1 protein-coding gene is annotated in these 938 nt (G+C 38.3%); it reads right to left on the bottom strand.

Annotation, left to right across the window (positions count from 1 at the left end; translation table 11 throughout):
- Positions 1-139 precede the first annotated feature (139 nt).
- Positions 140-938 (bottom strand): hypothetical protein (locus E1176_RS20205; protein WP_185152499.1); only part of this gene is annotated, 799 nt, incomplete at its 5' end.

The raw sequence follows: 938 nt of genomic DNA on the forward strand, positions 1-938 counted from the left end.
ATTGCCTGGTGTATAAAAAAGGGCATCTTCCCCTATATGAATGACTGATTCATTATGTACAACTTGCCCATAAGACTGCGAGAATACAGTCGAAATAACCAAAACAAAATATATGTGACTCCACCCAATTCTCATTGTATTATTCCTTCGTAGCTACAATATTCCATGCAGAGCCGGTCCACACTCTTATGTTGCCAGTTACAGTATCTATCCAAACCATCCCTGTGTAGCGATCTGAAAGATTAGGCGCAGAATCGCCTACAAAAGAAGATTGGTATGATCCCGGGCCAGTAACGATATTGCCTGGTTCGGTATATTTAAATTTTATACCATATATCCGTTGAGGCGCATTACCAGGTGTATCAACCGTGGTCCCAAAATTAAAATCTACTACAATTCGATAAGTGTAATTCTCATTATCTATAGTACTATTATTAATAGTAGTTAAAGTTTCATTTCTAACACTTGCAGTGGCCCCGGTAGACGTCCAAGTTGCGGGAAATAATGACTCGTTAGCAGAGGCAAATCCTTTTCTAAAAAAATCTATACTTATGTCATTTCCATTATTATCCCAAAAATAGATAGTTACCTCTTCAACAATTGCATTATGCGGAAGGTGAACGGGAGCTATTATTTTATCGGCTTTGGATGCATCTCCGATTGTTACAAAGGTATTGTCATTTTGAAATAGAATTACTTGATTTCTATCTAGATCATTACTATTCTTTTTCAATGATTGAAAATCACTGGGATCTATACTAACAAAGCCGTCTAGACTTCCTGCACTACCTCCGGTATCTGCATCATCAGCTGGTGACCAGGCGCTGCCATCCCATTTTAGCACTTGATTTAATGTAGCTCCATCTTGACTTATTTTTGAAGGGCTAACCGACACAATTTTCGCATCTGTAACAGCCCCATCAGAAATCTTGATTGTA

The organism is Fulvivirga aurantia (genome assembly GCF_009711475.1).
Taxonomy (GTDB): domain Bacteria; phylum Bacteroidota; class Bacteroidia; order Cytophagales; family Cyclobacteriaceae; genus Fulvivirga; species Fulvivirga aurantia.